General features: G+C 40.8%; 13 protein-coding genes. 3 read left to right on the forward strand and 10 right to left on the reverse strand.

The annotated features are described in order from the left end of the window. Positions 1-15: 15 nt before the first annotated feature. Positions 16-1,905, reverse strand: a complete 1,890-nt coding sequence (locus tag MJX77_RS04715; protein WP_252060650.1) for a fatty acyl-AMP ligase — start codon at positions 1,903-1,905, stop codon at positions 16-18. Between the two features lie 866 nt (positions 1,906-2,771). Continuing rightward, on the reverse strand, positions 2,772-3,488 hold the full coding sequence (gene abaR / locus MJX77_RS04720; protein ID WP_107882155.1) for a LuxR family transcriptional regulator AbaR: 717 nt from the start codon (positions 3,486-3,488) through the stop codon (positions 2,772-2,774). A gap of 635 nt (positions 3,489-4,123) precedes the next feature. Here abaR and MJX77_RS04725 point away from each other — a divergent pair. Beyond that, positions 4,124-4,540 carry a DUF4902 domain-containing protein gene (locus MJX77_RS04725; RefSeq protein WP_004795349.1) on the forward strand — a complete coding sequence of 139 codons (417 nt, stop codon included), beginning with the start codon at positions 4,124-4,126 and terminating at the stop codon, positions 4,538-4,540. Between the two features lie 63 nt (positions 4,541-4,603). Beyond that, entirely contained in the window at positions 4,604-5,170 is a 567-nt protein-coding gene (abaI, locus tag MJX77_RS04730; protein WP_128825331.1) for an acyl-homoserine-lactone synthase AbaI, read from the forward strand. Between the two features lie 141 nt (positions 5,171-5,311). On the opposite strand, the gene MJX77_RS04735 is transcribed toward abaI, so the two are convergent. The 7 genes from MJX77_RS04735 to MJX77_RS04765 form a co-directional block, all read right to left on the reverse strand. Next, positions 5,312-6,673 (reverse strand): MFS transporter, encoded by a 1,362-nt coding sequence (locus tag MJX77_RS04735; RefSeq protein ID WP_151828301.1) that lies wholly within the window; start codon positions 6,671-6,673, stop codon positions 5,312-5,314. A gap of 120 nt (positions 6,674-6,793) precedes the next feature. Continuing rightward, entirely contained in the window at positions 6,794-7,819 is a 1,026-nt protein-coding gene (locus MJX77_RS04740) for an enoyl-CoA hydratase/isomerase family protein (protein WP_252060651.1), read from the reverse strand. A 12-nt stretch (positions 7,820-7,831) separates the two neighbouring features. Next, entirely contained in the window at positions 7,832-8,605 is a 774-nt protein-coding gene (locus tag MJX77_RS04745) for an enoyl-CoA hydratase (RefSeq protein ID WP_069141650.1), read from the reverse strand. A 21-nt stretch (positions 8,606-8,626) separates the two neighbouring features. Continuing rightward, positions 8,627-9,754 carry an acyl-CoA dehydrogenase family protein gene (locus MJX77_RS04750; RefSeq protein ID WP_192834837.1) on the reverse strand — a complete coding sequence of 376 codons (1,128 nt, stop codon included), beginning with the start codon at positions 9,752-9,754 and terminating at the stop codon, positions 8,627-8,629. A gap of 11 nt (positions 9,755-9,765) precedes the next feature. Further along, the gene (locus MJX77_RS04755; protein WP_252060652.1) at positions 9,766-11,415 is read right to left on the reverse strand and encodes an AMP-binding protein; all 1,650 of its coding nucleotides are present in this window, start codon (positions 11,413-11,415) and stop codon (positions 9,766-9,768) included. Positions 11,416-11,492: 77 nt separating this feature from the next. Continuing rightward, a complete protein-coding gene (gene mmsB / locus MJX77_RS04760) occupies positions 11,493-12,383 on the reverse strand; it encodes a 3-hydroxyisobutyrate dehydrogenase (protein WP_250374928.1) in 891 nt (296 codons plus the stop codon). An 11-nt stretch (positions 12,384-12,394) separates the two neighbouring features. Further along, positions 12,395-13,912, reverse strand: a complete 1,518-nt coding sequence (locus MJX77_RS04765; RefSeq protein ID WP_005309086.1) for a CoA-acylating methylmalonate-semialdehyde dehydrogenase — start codon at positions 13,910-13,912, stop codon at positions 12,395-12,397. 166 nt (positions 13,913-14,078) lie between these two features. Here MJX77_RS04765 and MJX77_RS04770 point away from each other — a divergent pair, with 166 nt between their 5' ends. Further along, positions 14,079-14,960, forward strand: coding sequence for a LysR family transcriptional regulator (locus tag MJX77_RS04770; protein ID WP_004640467.1), 882 nt, complete (start codon positions 14,079-14,081; stop codon positions 14,958-14,960). A 57-nt stretch (positions 14,961-15,017) separates the two neighbouring features. Here MJX77_RS04770 and MJX77_RS04775 read toward each other — a convergent pair whose 3' ends face one another. Then, on the reverse strand, positions 15,018-16,445 hold the full coding sequence (locus tag MJX77_RS04775; protein ID WP_081399393.1) for an amino acid permease: 1,428 nt from the start codon (positions 16,443-16,445) through the stop codon (positions 15,018-15,020). Positions 16,446-16,783 lie beyond the last annotated feature (338 nt).

Genomic DNA, 16,783 nt, shown 5'->3' on the forward strand with positions numbered 1-16,783 from the left:
ATTAAAGGGTAAGGATTAAAACAAAGCACTTTTCAATCGATTAAAAATGAGCGCGCGCACTTCTCGTTCCTTGATCATTGAGTTGAGTAGATTGGAGCTATAACGAATCAGTTGCCCCCGCTGCTCACGATCACGGATGATTTCTAAGCCATTTTTGACATAGTTTCGAGCCATCACTGTTCTACGGTTTGGATGGGTTAAACAGATCAGTTGACCGCGCTCGATCTGCTCTTTAATTTTTCTTCTTCTAATTTTTCCGCTAGTGGTCTTGTTGATCCGACCTTGATGCAGCAAATAAACACCTTCTACAGGCAAACCGATATCAGCCGCGACTTGTTCTTTAACCTGAGTTCTAATGGTTTCAAAATTAAGTGTCTTGTCTATCGACTTCTTTTTGATCTCAAGCACAACCGTGACACCGTCAGAATTACCGAAATTCACTGCTGCCACACAGCCTTTACGGACAGCAGGATGTGCTGTTTCAACAGAACACTCGATATCTTGTGGGTAATAGTTTTTTCCACGGATGATGATCACATCCTTAAGGCGACCAGTCACATACAGGTCTCCGTTTTTAACAAAGCCCATATCACCAGTTCTCAAGTAGTGCACTTGACTAGGCTTATCTGCCTTATCGAGGATGGTTGCAGCAAAGGTTTCCTGATTGACCTCAGGCTTCTGCCAATAACCCGCAGTGACACTCTCACCTGCTAGCCAGATTTCACCGACTTCATTAGCTCCTACCTCTTTGCGGGTATGTGGATTGACAATACGGCAATCAATGTGTGCGGAAATCTTGCCACAGCTTACTATTTGCACGGCTGTCTGATCTTGACTGGTCTGCACCAAATTGGCATTCAACTTTTTACGATCAATTGAAATAGCATTAAGCGGACCAGTCACACCACTGACTAAGAGCGTAACTTCTGCCAAGCCATAGCACGGCAAGAAAGTATCCATTCTCAATTTCGACTGAGTATTGAACTTCTCCATAAAGCTTTGCATAACATGAGCTTTGATTGGCTCGGCACCGTTAAACATCACACGCACACGGCTCAGATCAAGCGCTGCTGCGTCCTCATCCGAGATGCGATGCAGACACAATTCATAGGCAAAGTTTGGTCCACCACTAATCGTGACACCTTTTTCGCTAATAAATTGCAGCCACTTAAGTGGTTTACGAATAAAATCCAGCGGTGACATTACATAGCAGGTCAGACCTACATACACAGTCTGCAAAACTGATCCGATCAATCCCATGTCATGATAAACAGGTAGCCATGTAAGACCGATATCATCGGCCTGTGTACCAAAAGCTTCAGCAATCATGACTTCATTTGCCATGATGTTTTTATGGGTGACGATTACCCCTTTAGGCCAACCAGTTGACCCAGAAGTGTATTGAAGGAAGCAGATATCGTCTTCAGCAATATGTGGAAAATCCTTTTCCACCAAATCACGCTGCAATTGGGCATCAACAGCATGCAATATTAAACTTTCGTTTTGGGCTTTTAATGTGATAAGACCCGATAGCTCAAGAATCTTTTTGGTTGTGAGTACTATCTTTGGCTCACAGTCATTCATAATATTCAAAATATTAGAAAAACCGTTGCGGTTAAAAGGCAAGCTGACAGGTACTGCGATAATTTTAGCTTTTAAACAGGCAAAGAACGATACGATAAAGTCCAATCCAGGCTCAAACAGCAACACGGCACGATCACCGCTATCTACAAGATTCATTAAGATTTGGGCCTGACGTTGAACTTGCTCGTTCAGCTCTGCATACGTCAGAGATTGAATCCCACCGGATTGGCGCCCTAAATACTCGAAAGCAACCCTAGCTCCATTTGAATTTGCGTGGGATTCCAAAGTTGCAATGATATTATCCGTACCCATTACAGCCATAATTTACTCCGATTAATTATAATTCACCCTTTAAACTCGCTAATTCAGAAATGACACTTCTAGCTGGGGCTTTTAATAAAAAATGAATATACTTTTTGTTTAAAATATAAATTCACATTATATTTTATGTGCGAGTGTTTTTTATTACACCTGTAAGGTTTTACAGGTTGGCCTGTTTTTATTAAGAATTAAGAAATTGGATATCTTTCATAAATTATTTTTATTCAGTTCAATATTGTGAAGGCGGGTAATTAAATCAAACCTCTAATTCAATTTTTGCCTTTATTTCGTTAATGTTTAATAGTGTTTCACAAGGTTTTAGCATGCCAACTATATGGCCTGTTCGTATTCTTATTTTGTAATTCTCTTGATTGGATATCTTGTATTCACAATCTAAAGTACTGTTTATTTGCTTTTCTTAAGGGCAATAAATGATTCAGGTAAGACCCCCCTCACAGCCTTTATTAATAAGGATAAAGCTCCTAAAGAAATCTGCTTTAATTTATACTTGAATAGCTTGAAGCTATGTATAGCACCTTGAGTGATATACAACCCTATAAATTAATAAATTTTATCTTCTAAGAACCGATAAAACGCGAATTCCAAACTTTAAAAAAATAATATTAATTAAAATATTATTAATTATAAAATCCATTCATTTATTATTTTACCATCAAATAATAAATATTATTAACCCCCTCATAAAGACAATTTAAAAAACTTTTATAAATAAAATTATCTATATGAATTAGAATTTAATTAAAGTTTTCTTAAATTAAAAATTCTCAATTAAATCTATTTTAAATAAAAATCTAATAATGATTTATTTTATCAAAATTAATTATTATACTTCTATATATCTAACTTTATAAAATCCCTAACATGACAGCTCTAATCGCTGCTGAAATTTTATTATTCACATTTAACTTCTGCATTGAATTACAGAGATGAAAATTTACTGTTCTTTCAGTTACACCGAGAATCTGAGCAATCTCTGCTGAAGTTTTTCCTTCCGCAGTCCAACGTAGAACCTCTTTTTCCCGATTCGTTAAATAAAGATTAAACTGAGCAAATTCTGTTTCATTCACAATTTTAGCAATACTGGAATGTACTGTCTGAGATAACCAAAACATATTGGTATATTGAGCTTTTTGCTCTTTTTCTGATAATTGATCAGTAGATCTTGCTAGAGTTAGCATTCCTCTTGTACCAATAAAGTCACGACTTGACTGTGCCCAACCGACGTTTAAACCATAAGAACGCGCCTCCTCCCAAAAATCTTTTTGAGATTGTGTATTTGCAGATTGGCTCGACCAGACAAGAGGTTGAAGTGATAGCATACAATGCTGTACGGTTGGATCTACCCTGACATATTGCTGTTTAACATAACGCTTCTGCCATGCTTCGGGATAATTATTCAACATAATTGTTTTTGGTTCAGCAATAGATAATGGCGACTGCATACCATAAGCACAATAATCAAATCCAAGCTTTGAAGCTGTAGATTTGACTACTTCAAATAGCTGATATTCATTTTTTACCATCAGAGATGCTGATAGTAGATCTTCTTGCCAATTTTCCATTTACTCTCATTAAACCTCATGCATAAATCATTTTTATTTAGTTGCATATAGTGAATTCATAATCCAATTAACAACATTTTTGAGCCTGAGAGGGTGGTAAATTTTCCGGATAAACTGGTTTCAGAAAGCTTTTTAAGGTTGTTATATTGCATATGCGAATTATGCTTGAAAGCCTCAAATTTACAGGATGCATTTTATTCCAAAAATGAGTATTTTTTATTTTTAAAAGGAGCCTATTATTTCTTCTTATTTGTATATTTCTATTAATTTAACTAAAGAATAACATCTACAAGTGATACTAGCGGTATAAATTTTTATTTATTACTTAATGAAACGCATAATAATGACAATGATTTCTAAAATATTATTTTAATAATAGGATAGATATTATCTACAATACATATGAAAAACTTAAACTGTTGATGGCCTTGAAACAAGCAACTCTCATATTGAAGCTATAGATGGGTTAATTTCTGCGTAAGTAAAACTTCCTGCCTGAAGTACTTTCTAAAGAACAGCTTAACGTTATGTATCACCAGATTACGGCTAACCTGTAAAACTTAACAGTATTTTGTTGGCAATAATTTATGTTATTTATCTATAGAACTGTAATTCAAGTCACTTGAATAGGTAGCATGGTCACAATCCCCCCTGATTTTTCAATCTCAACAGATGGCTTTATTCGGATGAATGAAATCCAGCTTATGAATTACCCCCTCCAACACCTCATATCTATTGTTGAAACTACACAAATTGAAGACTCTCAAATTCTATATTGTGGGTTTACTGAATGGGCAACATCACGGAGCCCAGCTTTAAGTACTGGATGGGACTGGGAATTTATTGAGAACAATGGAATTGCTAGCTTAAAACGAATTGGGCTACCTCGAAGCAATATCATGATTGTTGATTTATCTGGTACAGATATTGGATTTGATGTTACTGAAACATTAATCGAAAAAAAAATAGATTCTTTGTTTTGGGAACAGTTCATTTATGCTCAAATCAATACAACACAAACAAAGACTAAATTAAGTCCAAATTTCTCTTAGAAACCTGTAAATTCTTACAGTTACCACCTTTTCAGCTGTCGAGTAAAGTCGCCTGAAAAATAAGTGGAAGCACTTGTAATGAATGTTATTGCTGGATTCCAAAACAATTTTTCAGAAGTCCTATATACCAAATTTAAAAGTTATCGCTACAAGGTATTTGTTGAACATTTGGGTTGGGAGTTGAACTGTCCAAATAATGAAGAACTAGATCAATTTGATAAAGTCGATACAGCTTACGTCGTCGCTCAAGATAGAGAATCCAATATTATTGGCTGTGCCAGACTACTACCCACGACTCAACCCTATTTACTGGGTGAAATATTTCCTCAATTAATGAATGGAATGCCTATTCCTTGCTCACCAGAAATTTGGGAATTATCAAGATTTTCAGCCGTAGATTTCTCGAATCCGCCGACCTCTGCTAATCAAGCAGTGTCATCCCCTGTCTCTATTGCTATTCTGCAAGAAGCGATCAACTTCGCGAGAGAACAAGGTGCAAAACAACTCATTACGACCTCACCTCTTGGGGTAGAGCGGTTATTACGTGCCGCGGGTTTTCGCGCCCATCGTGCAGGACCGCCAATGGTTATCGATGGATATGCCATGTTTGCATGCTTAATTGAAGTGTAGTTTGTTAAATCAAAGTCTAAGAATATTGGTGACATTGCAAAGATTAAAGCCTTAAGCCCGAATCTCGTTTCGCTCGCTCAACGTTAAAAGCCCTAGTCAAAAGATTAGGGCTTTTCTTTATTTGAAGATTCAAACTGAATATTAAGACTGCTCAGTAATTTTGGTTTTCAAATTTAATTCTGATTTCTTATGGTAAGCCTCATCAGTTTTAGTCTGCCAATCACGTGGCATAAACGAAGTCGATATGATCGCAACGATAGCCATAGATCCAATATAAATCATAATTAAATAAGGATTACCCTGCCCGATACTTAAAAGTTTGGTCGCAATTAACGGTGCTAAACCACCACCAAGCACCCCAGCCAACTGTACCGAAATTGAGATTCCGCTATAGCGAATTTCCGCAGGGAACTGACGTGCAAAAAGTTGAGCTTGCGGCGCATACATAATCGGGAATACAACACCAATTGCCAGAACAATTGCAGTCCAGACGAGTACCGGATCTTTTGTGTTGAGCATGGTGAAAAATGGATAGCAGTAAAGTGCCAATATGCATAAACCAAACATGAACATGTTGCGTTGACCGACTTTATCTGACAAATGCCCACATAACGGTGTCATAAATAGAATGACTATTGCACCGCAAATGGTAGCAAACAAAATGTCTTGGCGTGCGATCCCAAGTTGTGCAGTGGTATAAGCCAATGTAAAAGTTGAAGCAATATAAAACCATGCATTCTCGGCAGCACGCGCTAAAATAATGGTGATGAGTTGCTTTGGATGGTTTTTAAAAACTTGCAAGGCAGGAACTTTGACTTCTTCGGACTGCTGTTTTACTTTTTCAAAATCTGGCGATTCAGGCACTTTCACTCGAATGTACCAACCTACTGCGAGTAAAATAATGCTGGCAAGAAATGGTAAACGCCATCCCCAACTAAACAGTGCTTGTTCAGGTAATAACGACACTAGTCCTAGTGCAATTGAGGCTAGCATTAAACCGCCACCTGTACTGGCTTGAGGCAAACTTCCCCAAAACCCTTTACCACCTTCGGGTGCATGTTCAACGGCCATAAGGACAGCACCACCCCATTCACCGCCCATTGCCATCCCTTGAATGAATCGTAAGACAACCAAACAAATTGCTGCCCAGTAACCAATTGATTCGTAAGTCGGTAATAAGCCAATCAGTACGGTTGGGATCCCCATGAGCATCAAGGTCAGTAGCAACATCGATTTACGGCCAATCTTGTCACCAAAGTGACCAAAGACTAAGCCGCCTAATGGTCTCCCAATAAACCCAACGGCATAGGTGGCAAATGCAGCGAGCACGCCAGTAAGTGCGTCTAGATTTGGGAAAAATAATTTATTAAAAATGAGCGCTGCTGCCGCACCGTAAATAAAAAAGTCATACCACTCAATGGTAGTGCCGACCATGCTTGAGATGCCTGCTAATCGATGTGACGACTTTTTAGTATTTGAACCGTTTCCATGTACTGTTTGCATCGTAATATCCTTTTTAGATTTTCTTGTTTTATCTTTTTTATGCTTATGACCAGCCCTGACCATAAGCATTTTCAGGTCTCGCTTTATCTCCTTAAGCTTTTTATGTTTTTGTAATGCGATTTAGCTCAATTTTTCTAAAATTGGCTCAAATTTCGAATTACGTTCTTGCCACTGTGGTTGTTTGTCTTTATCGACAATGAGAGCACGGACACCTTCAATAAAGTCACCATGGTCAAACCAGATATCCTGTAAATCACGTTCAAGCTGCATACACTGCGGTAAAGAAAGCCCACGGCCTAAATGTTGCAGTTTCAAACTGGTTTGTTTGGCTATAAATGAGCGCTGTTGCAAAATACTAAGCATCTTACTTGCCCAAGTTTTTAGGCTTTCATCTTGTTCATTTTCAAGACTTTGTTCAATTTCATCTAAATGCTGATATCCGAAGTGTTTACGAATACCTTCTGCCAACTGTTTGAGCTCACTTTCAGCAGGACGAGTAATAAATCGGGTAATGATATGTTCAATTCCCTCTTTAGTTAAACTTGGTGCTTCAACGAGAGCATCTTGCAAAGCTTGTAACTGTTCGCTTGGCACATGGTAGTCAATTAAATCGAGGTAAAGCGCATCACTACTGCTGATCTGCTCACCCGTAATAGCCATATAAACACCAATATCATCAAGGCGAGACAAGAAATGCGTTGCGCCAACATCTGGGAAAAAGCCAATCGCTGTTTCAGGCATAGCAAATCTAGACTTTTCGCTGCTCACCACAATGTGACAAGCCTGAGCCAAGCCAAAACCGCCACCTAATACATAGCCATCAAGTACAACGATGACTGGCTTTGCATATTCACGCAGTACATTCAACATTTTATATTCGGCACTAAAGTAGCCTTTATAATCGGCCGTGCCATTTTTATAACTGTCATAGAGATAGCGAATATCACCACCTGCACAGAAGGCTTTTGGGCTATTTGATTTGATTAAAACGGCCTGAATAGCAGCATCATTTCGCCACAGTTCCAATTGGGCACCAATACTTTTGATCATATCTAGCGACAATGCATTGAGATGAGTCACACGGTCTAAGGTAATCACGCCAAGCTTACCTTGTCGCTCAATCATTAAGTGATTTTCTGTATTCATTTTATTGATCTCTTATTGATTTTTAAAATTTGGCTTTCGTTTTTCAACGAATGCCTGCATTCCTTCTTTTTGGTCAAATGTTGCAAATATTGAATGGAACATACGTCTTTCAAAACGTAAGCCTTCAGTGAGGTTTACTTCAAAAGCTCGGTTAATGGTTTCTTTGAGCATCATGTTTGCAGTTAAAGACCGTGCCGCAATTTTTTCAGCTGCTTGCAAGGTTTGTTCAAGTAATTCTTCTTTGCTAAACACACGTGCAACTAAACCACTTTGTTCTGCTTCTACAGCGCCCATTTGACGAGCAGTAAGGCACATTTCCATTGCTTTGGCTTTACCAATCGCATGGGTTAAGCGTTGTGTACCACCAATACCCGGAATTACCCCTAAGGTCACTTCGGGTAAACCAAACTTGGCATTGTCAGCACAATAAATAAAGTCACACATGAGCGCCAATTCGCAACCACCACCTAATGCATAGCCGCTGACCGCAGCAATTAGAGGTTTACGGCGCTGTGCAATACGGTCTGCAAGATGGAAAAAGTCATCAAAATAAATATCAGGAAATGCTAAATCAGCCATTTCTTTAATGTCAGCTCCTGCGGCAAAAGCTTTTTCTGAGCCTGCCAATACGATGCAACCAATTTCGCGGTCTTTTTCGAGCTGATCTAATGCCTGATTAATTTCACTAATTAATTCACTGTTTAAGGCATTGAGCGCTTGAGGGCGATTTAATGTAATCAGTCCAACCCCATTACGCTTTTCTAATAAAATACTTTGCCACTGCATTATTTATTCCTTATTCTGTTTTTATAGACTACGTGCAATCACTAAGCGTTGGATATCACTTGTGCCTTCGTAAATTTGACAAATACGCGCATCACGATAAATACGTTCAATTGGGAAATCTCTGAGATAGCCATAGCCACCAAACACTTGTAGCGCACTCGAGCACACACGCTCAGTCATTTCTGAAGCAAATAATTTGGCCATTGAAGCTTCGTTGAGACACGGTTGACCTGCTTCTTTTAAACGCGCAGCGTAGTGAACCAGTTGTCTCGCTGCTTCAATTTCAGTTGCCATGCTAGCAAGGCGAAAAGCGATGGTTTGATGCTCAAAAATTGGTTTTCCAAAAGTAATACGCTCTTTGGCATAGCGAGTCGCTTCTTCGAGCGCCGCACGTGCTAGACCGACTGCTTGTGCAGCAATACCAATACGTCCACCTTCTAAATTGGCAAGAGCGATTTTCAAACCCTCACCTTCTTTGCCAAGCATGAGACTTTTATGAATGCGCACATCGGTCAGCGCGATCTGACAGGTATCTGAAGCATGCAGACCTAGTTTTTCTTCAACACGAATTACTTCATAGCCCGGTGTCTCGCGTGGGACTAAAAATGCACTAATGCCCTTTTTACCCGCGCTCGGATCAGTCACTGCAAACACAATAATGACGCCTGCATTATTACCAGAGGTAATAAACTGCTTGGCACCATTTAAAATGTAATCATCGCCATCTTTCACCGCTCGGGTTTTAAGAGCTGCCGCATCTGAGCCAGTATGTGGTTCGGTTAAAGCAAAAGCACCGATCATTTCACCTTGTGCCAGAGGTTTTAAAAAACGCTCTTTTTGCTCATCGGTACCAAATTTTAAAATAGGCACACAGCCAACCGAGTTATGTACACTCATGATGGTTGAGGTTGCGCCATCTGCTGCCGCAACTTCTTCGAGGGCCAGTACATAGGCTAAGTTACCTGTGTCTGAACCACCCCATTGCTCTGAAACAAGCATACCCATAAAACCGAGTTGCCCCATTTGAGATAGAGTTTCTTTTGGGAATGTCCCATCTCGATCCCAATCACTGGCATGAGGCTTAATTTGTTCTTGGGCGAAACTTTTCGCCATATCACGAATGAGTAATTGTTCTTCGGTAAATTGCATTATTATTTCCTTTACCCTGCTTTAGCTTGTTGTTTAGCAATTTCTTGATTACGCAATAAAAAGCGCTGAATTTTACCACTTGGAGTTTTAGGTAATTCACTCACAAATTCAACTAAACGTGGGTACGCATGTGCAGAAAGTCGTCTTTTAACAAATTGACTGAGCTGTTCAGCCAGTGCATCTGAAGGTTGAGCATCCGTAGCTAAAATTACAAATGCCTTAACCACTTCGGTACGGTCTGGGTCAGGCACACCAATTACTGCAGCCTCAACCACTGCATCATGTTCAAGCAAAGCACTTTCAACATCGAATGGCCCAATCCGATAGCCCGATGTGGTGATCACATCATCACTGCGCCCTACAAAGCTCATGCTGCCATCGGCATGCAACTCGGCAGTGTCGCCAGTTAAGTAGTAATGACCAACAAAGGGTGATTTTCGGCTTTCTTTATAGCCACCAAACCACATCATTGGAGACTGGCTAATGTCGACAGCTAAAATTCCTGGGGTGTCCGCTGGAAGCTCTTCACCTTGTTCATTGACAATCGCAACACGATAACCAGGACTAGGGAAACCTGCTGAACCAGCATGAATTTCATGTTTTAAACCATGGTGATTACACACCACCATACCGACTTCGGTTTGCCCATAGTGGTCATAAATTGGAGCATCAAGTACTTGTTTAAACCAGCGAATTACTTCTGGGTTAAGCGGCTCGCCTGCGCTGCTCACGACACGGAACTGCCCTCTTAACGGCGCCATTTGTGCTGGATCAGCCGCCATCATCATACGGTAAGCTGTTGGTGCGCCTGCCAAGTTGTTAATTTTATAATCTTTCACAATTTGGCATAGGCTATCTGTGCTGAAACCACCTTCATAGAACAAAGTAGCGTGGCCCAAGAATAACGGCCCAGTAATCGCATAGTACAGGCCATACGCCCAACCCGGATCGGCAATATTCCAGAATGAATCTTCTTCGGTTAAACCAATGGCATCTTGCATATATCGACCAAAGGCAATCAATGCTTTTAAAGGCACTTCCAATGGTTTAGCAGGACCTGTAGTACCTGAAGTAAACATGAGCAAGAAAGGATCTTGAATGCTACGCATCACCAAATCACATTGATCGGACTGCTGTTTCACTTCATTCCAAAAGTTAAAATCGCCTGCTTTAAGCGGAGTACCTTGTGCGTCGGCGACAGTCACAATTGCAGGGCAATTTTCAATTTCATCAAGCTTGCTACGGTTGCCAACATCGGTCACCACCAGCTTGCTTTGTGCAAGCTGAATACGGTGCTCAATCGCTTTTGGGCCAAATGCAGTAAATAGTGGTTGATAGACGGCACCAATGCGCCAAGCTGCAAAAATCGTCACGATCAGTTCAGGTGTTCTTGGTAATAGACCTGAAATACGGTCGCCTGCTTTTACACCTTGTGATTTTAAAAAGTTAGCAAACTGACTCGACCATTCTTTTAATTCACGGAAGGTATATTGCTCTTTTCGTCCGTCTTTTCCTTGCCAATACAGCGCAATTTTGTCGCCATCTGCATGTCGATCACAGCATTCATAACAAGCATTTAAGGCATCAAGTGAACCTGATAACATCTGTTTTGCAGTACTTTCCAAATCGAAAGCCTGTGCAGCATTTTGATAATCCATCATATCTTTTCCCTCAGTCCGGATTTGTTGTTATTCACGACAGGGTTTAATGTGTTTAAAGCCATCCTTTGGCTTTACCGTTATGCCTCTTGTGGCAGGTATTGCTGAATAATGCTCGAAAAATCGAGATTGGCATTCCCGCGCATGCACATTTGCTGATAGAGCTGCTGTACCATGCCACCTAATACAACTGGCTGTTTGACTTGGCCCGCGGCCTCTACAGCGAGTCCTAAATCTTTCAGCATCAGCTGAGTCGCAAAGCCGTCTTGGTAACCTCGAGATGCTGGCGCATTTTCATTAATATGCGGCCATGGGTTACACACATCCGAACTCCAACAACGACCGCTTGAGGTGTTAATGACGCCTGCTAATGCTTGTGGGTCGATGCCCAGCTTTACACCGAGTGCCATACCTTCGGCCACCGCGGCCATTGAAATACCTAAAATCAGGTTGTTGCAGATTTTGGCAATTTGGCCTGCTCCAACATCACCACAATGAACAATATTTTTGCCCATGTGGCTAAGTACAGGTTTCACTTCGTTAAAGGTTTGCTCATCCGCACCCACCATAAAGGTTAAGGTTCCTGCTTGAGCACCAATAGTTCCACCTGAAACTGGCGCATCACAGATTTTAATATTTTTACTGTGCGCAACAGCGGCAATGTCTTTAATGGTTTGTGGGTCAATGGTACTGCTATCAATGCATAAGCTACCTGCTTTTAGCACTTCCAAGACACCATTTTCACCTAAGTAAACTTCTTTAACATGCTTGGCCGCAGGCAACATGCTAATGACCACATCAGCTTGTTTTGCTGCTGCCTGCGGGCTGTCGCATACTACGCCACCTGCCTCGGCGAAGTGCTGAATAGCAACTTCACTGAGGTCATAACCATAAACTTTGATTCCGGCTTTAAGTAGGTTATGGGCCATTCTGCCGCCCATATTGCCTAGACCGATAAAGGCGATATTCATCCGTGATCCCCTTAACGTAAACTAATGGTTGTATTTACACCGCCAACTTCATGGCTATCTTCAAACCAGCGACTAGTAATGGTTTTAGTTTGGGTATAGAACTGCACAGCTTGTTTGCCGTATGGTCCCAAATCACCAAGTTTTGAACCTCTTGAACCGGTAAAACTAAAGAACGGTACTGGCACAGGAATTGGAATATTGATACCAACTTGACCAACATCTATTAAGTTTTGGAAAGTACGTGCAATCGCGCCACTTTGTGTAAATAGGCCTACACCGTTACCAAATGGGTTAGCATTGATAAGAGCAATCGCTTCCTCAAGGGTGTCTACACAAATAATGGAAAGTACAGGGCCAAAGACTTCTTCTTTATAAATACGCATGTCGGTATTTACGCCGCTAAAAATCGTTGCACCTACAAAGTTGCCCGACTCATAGCCTTGAACTTGAACATCACGGCCATCGAGTAGCAACTCTGCCCCTTGCTCAACACCGCTATTAATTAAATCAAGCACACGCGCTTTAGCACGTTTTGAAATGACTGGGCCAATGTCAGTATTTGGCTCATGGCCTGCGTTTACTTTTAAGGTTTTCGCTTTTTCAACTAACTCTTGAATCCACTGTTTACTTTCACCCACCATGACCGCAACCGACAATGCCATACAACGTTGTCCCGCTGCACCAAATGCTGCACCGACCAAGGCATTTAAGGTTTGCTCTTTATTGGCATCTGGCATAACAGCCACATGGTTTTTTGCACCCATCATCGACTGCACACGTTTGCCATGTTGTCCTGCAAGGTTATAAACATGCGTTCCAACCGCAGTTGAACCTACAAATGAAATCGCTTTAATATCTTTATGGGTACACAAACGGTCAACCACTTCTTTACCGCCATGCACAACGTTGAGCACACCTGCTGGAACACCAGCTTGAATCGCAAGTTCAACCAACATCATGGTTGATAAAGGATCTTGTTCTGATGGTTTTAAAACGAAGGTATTGCCGCACACGATTGCCATTGGGAACATCCAAAGTGGAATCATGGCAGGGAAGTTAAACGGCGTAATACCCGCACAGACACCCAAAGGTTGCTGCAATGTGTAAGTGTCTACACCACGCGCAACACCTTCAACATATTCACCCATTTGCAAAGTACCGATCGAACATGCATGTTCAACCACTTCTAAACCACGTTGAATATCGCCTTCAGCATCGGCCAAAGTTTTGCCTTGTTCAGCCGTTAGTACTTGTGCAATTTCCTTCATGTTGGCACGGATCAAGTCTTGTAACTTAAGCATGATGCGCATACGTGCCTGAATTGGGGTCTGACGCCAAGAAGCAAAAGCATCTTGTGCAGCTTGAATAGCAGCGTCAACTTCTTTAACCGTTGCAAATGGTACACGCCCAATTACTTCCTGAGTTGCAGGGTTAACAATGTCTTGCCATTCCTGTGTTTCAGATTCGATAAAATTTCCGTTAATGAGTAATTTAGCGGTTTCCAATTCGATTTTTTGGATTGTGTTCATAACCTCTCCGTAGGCCATATTTTTATTGTGTTCAATTATTAGAAAATACTTTTTGATCGTATTTTCTTTATTCCAGTTTCAATTGAGACTAGCAAAGAAAACTTTGACCACCAACGGAAATTCATGCACGATTGTTGTGCAAATATGCACAAGGATGACAACAAAAATGAAAGTGGATTGGGATCATCTACATTTTTTTCTGGTTTTAGCTCGGACTAAAACATTGACCAACGCTGCGCGGATCATTGGTGTCGAGCACAGTACAGTGGCTAGACGGATTCAAGCACTAGAACTTGCTTTGGGTACAACACTGTTTAAGCGTGAAGCGACTGGTTATGAGTTGACACTCGAAGGTATGGCACTTGTTCCTCGAGTTGAGCAAATGGAACAAGCTTTCTTACAAATTGAAAAACCACATCAACCGTTGCAAGGTCGTGTGCGTATTGGCACACCTGAAGGTTTTGGAACTGCGTTTTTAGCCCGTTTACTGGCTGAGTTCTCTATTCAATATCCACTACTCACCATCGACCTGATTCCAGTGCCGAAAATGATTAAACTCTCACACCGTGAAGCAGACATTGTGGTGTCGATTGATCGCCCAACGTCTGGACCCTACATCATTACGCGGTTATCAGACTACTGCTTAAAAATTTATGGCAGCCAAAACTATCTGGCGCAGAACCCACCCATTCGTGGTTTAGAAGATTTAACCCAACACCGCTTCGTGAACTATATTGATGATCTGGTCTATAGCCCTGAGTTGTACTGTTTAGAACGGTTACCCTTAAAGCTTAACGCGAACTTCCGTAGCAGTAGTATTTTAGCCCAACAAATTGCGGTGAGTGCTGGTGCAGGACTTGCGATTTTGCCCAAGTTTTTAGCAGATGATAAACCAGAACTAGACGTCGTTTTAGAGCAGCAAGTTCGCTTTACTCATACCTTCTGGATGCTGACTTTTGTTGATTTACAACATGAACCACGCATTAAGTTAGTTTGGGACTATTTGCGTAAACAAGCCGATAAATATCAGCATTTGTTGGTTGATTAGAGAGTGTAAATAAAAAAGCCAATCACGGATGATTGGCTTTTTTGAAACTAGTAATAATTAATCAAAACTTTCTTGGCCTAGTTTTTTCATGCGTGGTTTATAAAACACATGATAGCTAACGCCTAAAACAACTAGCCATAACGGACTGACATATAATGCTTTTAAGGTATCTGGCTCTAGTGCCAAAATCACCAAAGTAAACAAGAAGAATGCGATGACCACATACGCCATCAACACCCCGCCCGGCATTTTAAAGGTCGATTTAGCATGTAACTCTGGACTCAACTTACGGTAACGTAAATAGCATGCCATGATCAGAAGCCATACACTAATAAAGAGAATCACACAGAGTGAACTTGCCAAAGTAAATGCTTCCATCGTGTTTGGAACAAAGTACTGAAGCACTGCTCCACCCATAATGAAGATACATGAGAAGATTAAACCATTTGAAGGTACGGCACGTTTTGATAAACGCCCCAATGCACTTGGCGCCTGACCATCTTTTGATAAACCGAACAGCATACGACTGGTTGAAAACACACCGCTGTTCATTGAAGACATTACTGAAGACAGTACTACTAAATTCATGATGATGGCTGAAACAGGAATACCCGCATTTAAGAACAACTCAACAAACGGACTTTTGTCTGCACGAATATGGTCCCAAGGTGTTACTGACATCACCACAAAGAGTGCCAACACATAGAATAAAATAATACGTACAGGAATCGCGTTAATTGCCTTCGGTAGATTTTTCTCTGGATCTTTCGTTTCAGCGGCAGTTGTACCAATCAATTCGACGCCAATAAAGGCAAACACGGCAATCTGGAACCCTGCCAAAAATCCGCTTACGCCTTTTGGAAATATACCGCCATGCGACCACACATTACTTACACTCACAACCTCACCATGCGGAGCTTGAAAATGAGTGAGGATCATGTAACCACCGACTCCAATCAGACCAATAATGGCCAAAATCTTAATGAGTGCGAACCAGAATTCAACTTCACCAAACAACTTCACCGTAAGAAGGTTAAGCCCTAAAATGAATAGTACACAGCCTGCACTAATCATGGCTTGTTGTGTTGGTGAGAAACTGGCGCCTTCGGGCAGCCAGAAACTTAAATAGTTAATGACCGCAGATAAATCTGCAATACCGACCAGTACCCAGCCTAACCAATAGGTCCAACCTATATAATAACCAGCCCATGGGCCAATCAAATCATATGCCATATCGACAAATGACTTGTAATGCAAATTAGCGAGTAGTAATTCACCTAATGCACGCATTAAGAAAAAAAACATGCCACCAATTAACATGTAGATAACGAGAATTGAAGGACCAGCGAGGGAGATGGTTTTGCCCGAGCCCATAAATAAGCCGGTTCCAATTGCACCGCCAATTGCAATCATTTGTAGATGGCGATTATTTAATTTCCGTTGTAAATGATCAGGGGAGCCTGCCTCATCTGGATGATGAACCATTGTCATATTAGAAGTCCTTTTTATATTTTGCTTAACTTAAAATCAGCAACCTATAGGGAGAAAAACGAACCGTATATCGTGGGTTGCTGAGTCTATACCTCAGGACAAGATGTTCAAGTATATTTTTTCCTTAATTGATAAATCGTTTGTCCTGTTTTTTTAAGTCACATTATTTATGTACTGCCTTCACGGCAATTTTAATTAACATATCTGGATTCTCCAGATTAGCCGGAGTGTAGCATGTGATAATGCTAGATGTCGCTTTTACGCCCCCCTCTAAACTGCTCTATTGAGTTAAAAATAAACAACATTATTCCGATAAAAAATCGAAAGAAAAT

The organism is Acinetobacter sp. AHP123, from assembly GCF_023757925.1.
In the GTDB taxonomy this organism is placed as follows: Bacteria; Pseudomonadota; Gammaproteobacteria; order Pseudomonadales; family Moraxellaceae; genus Acinetobacter; species Acinetobacter oleivorans.

What these genes read in the sequence shown, in the direction of transcription:
- mmsB (WP_250374928.1), bottom strand. Translation starts at nt 12,383, where the DNA reads ATGAATATCGCCTTTATCGGTCTAGGCAATATGGGCGGCAGAATGGCC.
- MJX77_RS04765 (WP_005309086.1), bottom strand. Translation starts at nt 13,912, where the DNA reads ATGAACACAATCCAAAAAATCGAATTGGAAACCGCTAAATTACTCATT.
- MJX77_RS04755 (WP_252060652.1), bottom strand. Translation starts at nt 11,415, where the DNA reads ATGATGGATTATCAAAATGCTGCACAGGCTTTCGATTTGGAAAGTACT.
- MJX77_RS04715 (WP_252060650.1), bottom strand. Translation starts at nt 1,905, where the DNA reads ATGGCTGTAATGGGTACGGATAATATCATTGCAACTTTGGAATCCCAC.
- MJX77_RS04775 (WP_081399393.1), bottom strand. Translation starts at nt 16,445, where the DNA reads ATGGTTCATCATCCAGATGAGGCAGGCTCCCCTGATCATTTACAACGG.
- MJX77_RS04725 (WP_004795349.1), top strand. Translation starts at nt 4,124, where the DNA reads ATGGTCACAATCCCCCCTGATTTTTCAATCTCAACAGATGGCTTTATT.
- abaR (WP_107882155.1), bottom strand. Translation starts at nt 3,488, where the DNA reads ATGGAAAATTGGCAAGAAGATCTACTATCAGCATCTCTGATGGTAAAA.
- MJX77_RS04770 (WP_004640467.1), top strand. Translation starts at nt 14,079, where the DNA reads ATGAAAGTGGATTGGGATCATCTACATTTTTTTCTGGTTTTAGCTCGG.
- MJX77_RS04740 (WP_252060651.1), bottom strand. Translation starts at nt 7,819, where the DNA reads ATGAATACAGAAAATCACTTAATGATTGAGCGACAAGGTAAGCTTGGC.
- MJX77_RS04745 (WP_069141650.1), bottom strand. Translation starts at nt 8,605, where the DNA reads ATGCAGTGGCAAAGTATTTTATTAGAAAAGCGTAATGGGGTTGGACTG.
- MJX77_RS04750 (WP_192834837.1), bottom strand. Translation starts at nt 9,754, where the DNA reads ATGCAATTTACCGAAGAACAATTACTCATTCGTGATATGGCGAAAAGT.
- MJX77_RS04735 (WP_151828301.1), bottom strand. Translation starts at nt 6,673, where the DNA reads ATGCAAACAGTACATGGAAACGGTTCAAATACTAAAAAGTCGTCACAT.